This is a genomic window from Patulibacter sp. NPDC049589 (assembly GCF_040675535.1).
In the GTDB taxonomy this organism is placed as follows: domain Bacteria; phylum Actinomycetota; class Thermoleophilia; order Solirubrobacterales; family Solirubrobacteraceae; genus Patulibacter.
In genome coordinates this window covers 1-6,048 of the sequence record NZ_JBFAPC010000237.1, presented here as the reverse complement: position 1 = coordinate 6,048, position 6,048 = coordinate 1, and the positions used below count along the sequence as shown (strand labels likewise).

Sequence of the window (6,048 nt, the reverse complement as noted above, 5' to 3'; positions counted from 1 at the left end):
GGTCCTGATCGTCTCGATCGTGCTGCACGTCGCGATCCGGATGCCGAAGGTCCGCGCCGCGATGCGGACCAAACAGGACCTCAAGCCGCTGCGCATCCTTCGCGCCGGCGGCGCCGAGGGCGCCGGTCGCACCGGCGTCGCCCTTGGCGCCTGCAGGCCCGACGGGCCCGGTCGTGCCGGCCGGGCCGGTGGCGCCGGTCTTCCCCGTCTTGCCGGTCTTGCCGGTGCGGACCGTGCCGCGGGCGAGGTCGGACGCGGTGAGCGAGCGGTTCTCGACGTTGCGGCCGGTGATGGTCGACGGGGCGATCTGGCGGCCGGTGATCAGGCCGGACGCCGCGGTCGCGGTGCCGCCGAGGGCGACGAGCAGCGCGAGGACGGCCACCAGCATGGCTGGTGAGGGCCGTCGGGGACGGATCTTCATGGGGGACCTCCTGGGGGGATCGGTGACGGACCGCCCCACGCATGCATGGCACAACCGTCACCCGTGCGCCCAACCTACCCGGGGTCGAGGAACGCCCACGCGCCAATCCGCTGCCGCGACGGAGTCCCTTCCCCATCCCGTCTCGGACCAGCGGACAGGACCCCGCGTGGTCGGCGCACGACGACCGGGCAGGGCGCTGCGTGGTCGGCGCCGGACGACCCGGCAGGGCACTGCGTGATCGGCACCCGACCGGCCGCCCACGGTGCTGCGCGGTCGACGCCGGACGGGCCGGCGGCGTCCTCGGCTCCTCGGCCCGGGCCGGTCCACGCGGCCGCGGGCCGCCGGACTACGAGCCTGGAACCGGCTCCTGGCCGGTGCGCACGAACACGCGCTGACCGACGTCGAGGCTCAGACGCGCGGCCTCGCCGCGGGTCGTCTGGGCGGACAGCTGGCCGTCGCGGCTGTCCCGCAGCTCGACCCGGACCTCGAACCCGAGGTGCACGACGCGCTCCACCGTGACCGGCACGGAGCCCTCCTGCTGCTCGAGCGACAGCACCAGGTCGTGCGGCCGGACGAGCTGGCCCTCGAGCGTCGCGGTCGGCCCGAGGAAGGTCATCACGAACTCGTTGGCCGGGGCCTCGTAGACCTCGCGCGGCGTCCCCCACTGCTCGATCCGACCGGCGTTCAGGACGGCGATGTGGTCGGCGACGTCGAGCGCCTCTTCCTGATCGTGCGTGACCAGGACGGTCGTGACGCCGGTCTCGGCCTGCAGGCGCCGCAGCCACGAGCGCAGGTCCTCACGGACCTTCGCGTCCAGCGCGCCGAACGGCTCGTCGAGCAGCAGGACCTTGGGCTGCACGGCGAGCGCGCGGGCCAGGGCCATGCGCTGCCGCTGGCCCCCGGAGAGCTGCGACGGGTATCGCTCCTGGTAGCCGGCCAGGCCGACGATCTCGAGCAGCTCGTCGACGCGGGCCCGGATCTCGGCCTTGGGCTGCTTGCGGATCGACGGGCCGAAGCCGACGTTGTCGCGCACGTTGAGGTGCTTGAACGCCGCGTAGTGCTGGAAGACGAAGCCGATCTCGCGCCGCTGCGGCGGGATGAACGTGACGTCCTCCCCGCCGATCACGACGGTGCCCTCGTCCGGGATCTCGAGGCCCGCGATCGCCCGCAGCAGCGTCGACTTGCCCGAGCCCGACGGCCCGAGCAGCGCGGTCAGCGACCCGTTGGGGATCGTCAGGTCGACGTCCCGCAGCGCGTGGTAGTCGCCGTAGTGCTTGTTCAGCCCGGTGACGACGATCGCGTGGGATCCGGCCTCGGCGATCAGGCTCGTGTCGCCGGAGAGGTCGGTCGGCACGTCGCCGAGGCCGACGCCGTCCGGTGTGGTGACGGGGTCGCTCATGCGTTGGTCTTCTTGCGATCGAGGACGGTCATGACGATCAGCGCCACCACGGCGATGACCATGAGGAGCGTCGCGGCGGCGTACGCACCCGAGACGTCGAGGTTGTCGTAGCGGCTCTTGACGAGCAGCGTCAGGGTCTGCGACTCGCCGGGCTTGGACTGCGAGACCAGGCTGACGCCGCCGTACTCGCCGAGCGCCCGGGCGATCGTGAGGATGACGCCGTAGCCGAGGCCCCAGCGGATCGACGGCAGCGTGATCCGCCAGAAGGCCTGCCAGCGCGAGGCGCCGAGGGTCGCGGCGGCCTCCTCCTGCTCGGTGCCGATCTCGCGCAGCACCGGCTCGACCTCGCGGACGACGAACGGCACGGTCACGAAGATCGTCGCGAGCACCATGCCCGGGACGGAGAAGATGATCTGCAGCCCGTTGTCGACGAACCACGTCCCGAACCACCCGTTGGTGCCGTAGACGAGGATCAGCGACACGCCGACCACGACCGGGGAGACCGCGAACGGCAGATCGACGACGGCCTGGATGAGCCCCTTGCCGCGGATCTTGCTGCGCACGAGCGCGAGCGCGAGCAGCACCCCGAAGATCGTGTTGAGGACCACGGCGATGCCGACGATCTCGATCGTCAGCCAGAAGGCCGAGACGGCAGCCGGCGTCGTGATGCTGTCGACGACGGCCGAGACCCCGTGCTCGAACGTCCGGTAGAAGATGATCCCCAGCGGGATCAGCAGCAGGATCGTCAGGTAGGCGAGGGCCAGGGTCCGCAGCGACAGCTGCGCCCGGCGGCTAACGCGCATGGTGGCGGCTCCCCCGGTTGGCGATCAGGCGCAGCGCGAGCAGCACGAAGAAGGCGATCAGCAGCAGGACGATCGAGTTGGCGGCCGCCGCGGTGTCGACCGCGCCGTCCTGGTTGCTCTCGATCCGCTGCGCGATGTACTGCGACGTCACCTGCGTCTTGAACGGGATGTTCCCGTCGACGAGGACGACCGAGCCGTACTCGCCGATCGCGCGGGCGAACGCCAGGCCGATCCCCGACAGCAGGGCGGGCCCGATCGTCGGCAGGATGATCCGGCGGAAGATGGTGAGGTTCGACGCGCCGAGCGTCGCAGCGGCCTGCTCGGCCTCGCGGTCGGCCTCCATCAGCACCGGCTGGACGGAGCGGACGACGAACGGCAGGGTCACGAACATCAGCGCGATGACGATGATCGGCCGCGTCGCGATGAGGTGCAGCCCCAGCGGGCTGTCGCTGCCGTAGAGCGACAGCAGGACGATCGACGCGACGATCGTCGGGATCGCGAACGGCAGGTCGATCAGCGCGTTGACGACGCGCTTGCCGGGGAACTCGTCGCGGACGAGGACCCAGGCGATCAGGGTGCCGGTGACGGCGTTGACGATCGCGATGATCGCCGAGACCACGAGCGTCAGGCCGAGGGCCGAGCGCGCGGCCGGGGCCGTCGCGGCGTCCCAGAAGTCCCCCAGGCCGCCGTCGAGCGCCTTCGCGGCGACGGCCGCGAGCGGCAGCAGCACGATGATGCTGAGCCACAGGGAGCCGATGCCCAGCCCGATGGTGCCCTCGGGAAGGCGCCGACGCGCCCGGCGCCGAGAGGAGCCGGACGGGTCGGGTACCGCCGTGCCGGAGGCGGCGGAGGGCTCGGGGCCCTCCGCCGCGACCGGCTCACTTCGAGGTCGAGACACCCGCGTCCTGTTCGATCTTCGCGATCGAGCCCTTGTCCGGGTCGAAGAACTCGTCGTTCACCTTCGACCAGCCGCCGAGGTCGTCGATCGTGAAGATCCCCTTCGGCTGCGGGAACTCCGTCGCGTGCTCCTGGAGCACCGCGTCGTCCACCGGCCGGTAGCCGTGCTTGGCGAAGATCTCCTGGCCGGGCTTCGAGAGCAGGTAGTCCACGAACGCCTTGGCCTGCTCGGGGTGCTTGCTCTTCGCCGTGACCGCGATCGGGTTCTGGATCAGGATCGTCGCGTCGGGCGTGACGTAGTCGACCTTCGCGCCCTTCTGCTGCAGCGTGATGGCCTCGTTCTCGTACGAGATGAGGACGTCGGCGTCACCGGTGGTGAACGCGGACGAGGCGTCGCGGCCCGAGGCGGGCTGCTGCTTGACGTTCTTGGTCAGGAGCGTCTTGACGTACGCGAGGCCGGCGGCCGGGTCCTTGCCGCCGTCGCTCTTGGCGCCGTAGCCGGCGAGCAGGTTCCACTTGGCCGAGCCCGAGGAGAACGGGTTCGGGGTGATGACCTTGACGCCCGGCTTGATCAGGTCGTCCCACGTCGTGATGTTCTTCGGGTTGCCCTTGCGGACGACGAAGGTCGCGACCGAGTTGGAGACGAAGCCCTTGTTCGGGCCGGAGTTCCAGTCGTCCGCCACGAGGCCGGGCTTGACGAGCTTCGTCATGTCGGGCTCGAGCGAGAACGCGACGACGTCGGCGTTGGCGCCGTTGAGCACCGAGCGCGACTGGTCGCCGGAGGCGCCGAAGGAACCCGAGACCTGAACGCCCTTGCCGGCGGTCGTCGCCTTGAAGGCGGGGCCGGCGTCGTCGTAGACGACCTGGGGGGTCGAGTAGGCCACGAGCGAGAGCTTCGTCGTCGTCGGGCCGGAGTCCGCGGCGGAGCTCGTGTCGCTGGTGCTGTCGCTGGAACCGCCGCATCCGGCGAGGGCGGCGGTGGCGAGGAGCGCGGCGGGCGCTAGAAGTCGTGGCGTCGGGCGCATGGAGATCGCTTTCGTGAGGGCCGGATCGGGGTGGCAACCCTGATCGAGTTTCGGCATATTAGGCGATGCACCAGCGGAATGCGGCAAGCCGGATCCGGAATGGGTTCGCACGTCCGTGACGGCGTCCACGGGACGTCCGCCCGGCGCCGGTCCCGGACGGCCTCCGCGTCGGCTCGACGCAACCGGGCTCAGTGCTCGCGCATGCGATCCAGCCACCGCCCGATCGCCCGGCCGGCGGGCCCCGCGGCGGGCAGCAGCGGGTCGGCCTCCGACGCGAACCGCCGCAGCGCCTCGGCCAGGCGGCGCTCGTCCGCCGTCAGCGCCCCGTCGAACGACGGGTCCAGCAGGTGTCCCAGCGGGTCGACGGAGAGCATCCCGAGGACGTCGAGCGCGATCTCCAGGCGGCGGGCGGCGGGCGCGGTGCCGGCGCGGCCCTCGCCGTCCTCGGCCCGGCGGGTCGAGACGACGTCGAGCTGGCCCTTCCAGAGCTCCGCCGTGACCGTGTGCCGGGACGGCGACAGGCTCGTGGCGTAGGACGTGCCCGTGCGTTCGGGGATGCCGGACCCGTCCTCGAGCACCTGGCGCACGTCGTGGGCGATCCGGTGGAACGTCTCGTCGCTGAGCCCGAAGCCGACGAACAGCATGTGCCGGGTCAGGAGCAGCGACTGGACGATGCCGGCCAGCGCGTTGCGCTCCGCTCCGAAGCGCAGGTAGTCGTCGCGGGTCAGCACGACGCCGTGGAGCTGCCCGTGCCGGACGGTCCCGTGGAGCTTGACGATCCAGTGGTCCGCCCCGGTCTGGCCGTCGAACGGCAGCTGGGCCACGCGTCCGGCGCCGGCGTCACGCCAGGCGCGCTCGAAGAGGTCGTCCCAGTTCGTCGACGCGGCCTCGGTGACCGGCAGCGACGCGAGCAGCTGGTGCTGGAGCGCGACGCGGTCGGCGGCGGTCAGGCGCTCGAGCAGGATCCGCTCGAGCTCGCCCGCCCCGAGCCGGCTCTGGATCAGCGCGGCGCGGTCGCGGAGGTCGACCCGGTCCAGCGCGGCGCGGTCGTCCTCCATCCCGGCCTCGGCGATCAGCTCGTCGAGCAACCCGACCCACGAGGGCAGGCCGGCGCCCATGCTGACCCCGGCCCCGACGAACGGCACCAGCCGGCCGGCGCGGGCGTGGACGGCCAGGCCCTCGATCCGGGCCTGGAGGTCGTCGCCCAGCTCGGCGGCGAGCTCGGCGCCCACCCCGGCGGCGCGGCGGGCGCGCTGCGCGGCGGCGTAGTGCTCGTGGTCGAAGCAGACCAGCACGACGTCCGGCCCCTCCTCGGCGGAGAGCGTCGCCCGGGCGGCGTCGATCTGGCCGGCGAGGACGGCCCCGCGGACGTCGCGGCCGCCGCCGGCACCCACTCCGACGGTCGGCACTCCTGGTCGCGCGTGGTGCCGCGCTCGCGCTCGCGCTGATGCCGCCCACGGTGGCCGCCTATTCGGCGGTCGGCGAACGGCAGCTGCCCGACGC

The 6,048-nt window shown here is 72.2% G+C and carries 4 protein-coding genes and 2 pseudogenes; all 6 read right to left on the bottom strand.

Annotated features, from left to right (window positions below; translation table 11 throughout):
• Positions 1–421, bottom strand: a pseudogene (locus tag AB0L40_RS25815) (hypothetical protein); the annotation flags it as partial.
• Between the two features lie 346 nt (positions 422–767).
• Positions 768–1,820, bottom strand: coding sequence for a TOBE-like domain-containing protein (locus AB0L40_RS25810; protein WP_364361351.1), 1,053 nt, complete (start codon positions 1,818–1,820; stop codon positions 768–770).
• Positions 1,817–2,623, bottom strand: a complete 807-nt coding sequence (gene cysW, locus AB0L40_RS25805; RefSeq protein WP_364361349.1) for a sulfate ABC transporter permease subunit CysW — start codon at positions 2,621–2,623, stop codon at positions 1,817–1,819. Before cysW ends, AB0L40_RS25810 begins: the two co-directional genes overlap by 4 nt.
• Positions 2,613–3,455 (bottom strand): annotated as a pseudogene (gene cysT, locus AB0L40_RS25800) (sulfate ABC transporter permease subunit CysT); the annotation flags it as partial. The pseudogene cysT and the gene cysW, both read right to left, overlap by 11 nt.
• 46 nt (positions 3,456–3,501) lie before the next feature.
• The gene (locus AB0L40_RS25795) at positions 3,502–4,545 is read right to left on the bottom strand and encodes a sulfate ABC transporter substrate-binding protein (protein WP_364361347.1); all 1,044 of its coding nucleotides are present in this window, start codon (positions 4,543–4,545) and stop codon (positions 3,502–3,504) included.
• Between the two features lie 188 nt (positions 4,546–4,733).
• The gene (locus AB0L40_RS25790; protein WP_364361345.1) at positions 4,734–5,954 is read right to left on the bottom strand and encodes an SIR2 family protein; all 1,221 of its coding nucleotides are present in this window, start codon (positions 5,952–5,954) and stop codon (positions 4,734–4,736) included.
• Positions 5,955–6,048: the final 94 nt, after the last annotated feature.

What these genes read in the sequence shown, in the direction of transcription:
- AB0L40_RS25795 (WP_364361347.1), bottom strand. Translation starts at nt 4,545, where the DNA reads ATGCGCCCGACGCCACGACTTCTAGCGCCCGCCGCGCTCCTCGCCACC.
- cysW (WP_364361349.1), bottom strand. Translation starts at nt 2,623, where the DNA reads ATGCGCGTTAGCCGCCGGGCGCAGCTGTCGCTGCGGACCCTGGCCCTC.
- AB0L40_RS25810 (WP_364361351.1), bottom strand. Translation starts at nt 1,820, where the DNA reads ATGAGCGACCCCGTCACCACACCGGACGGCGTCGGCCTCGGCGACGTG.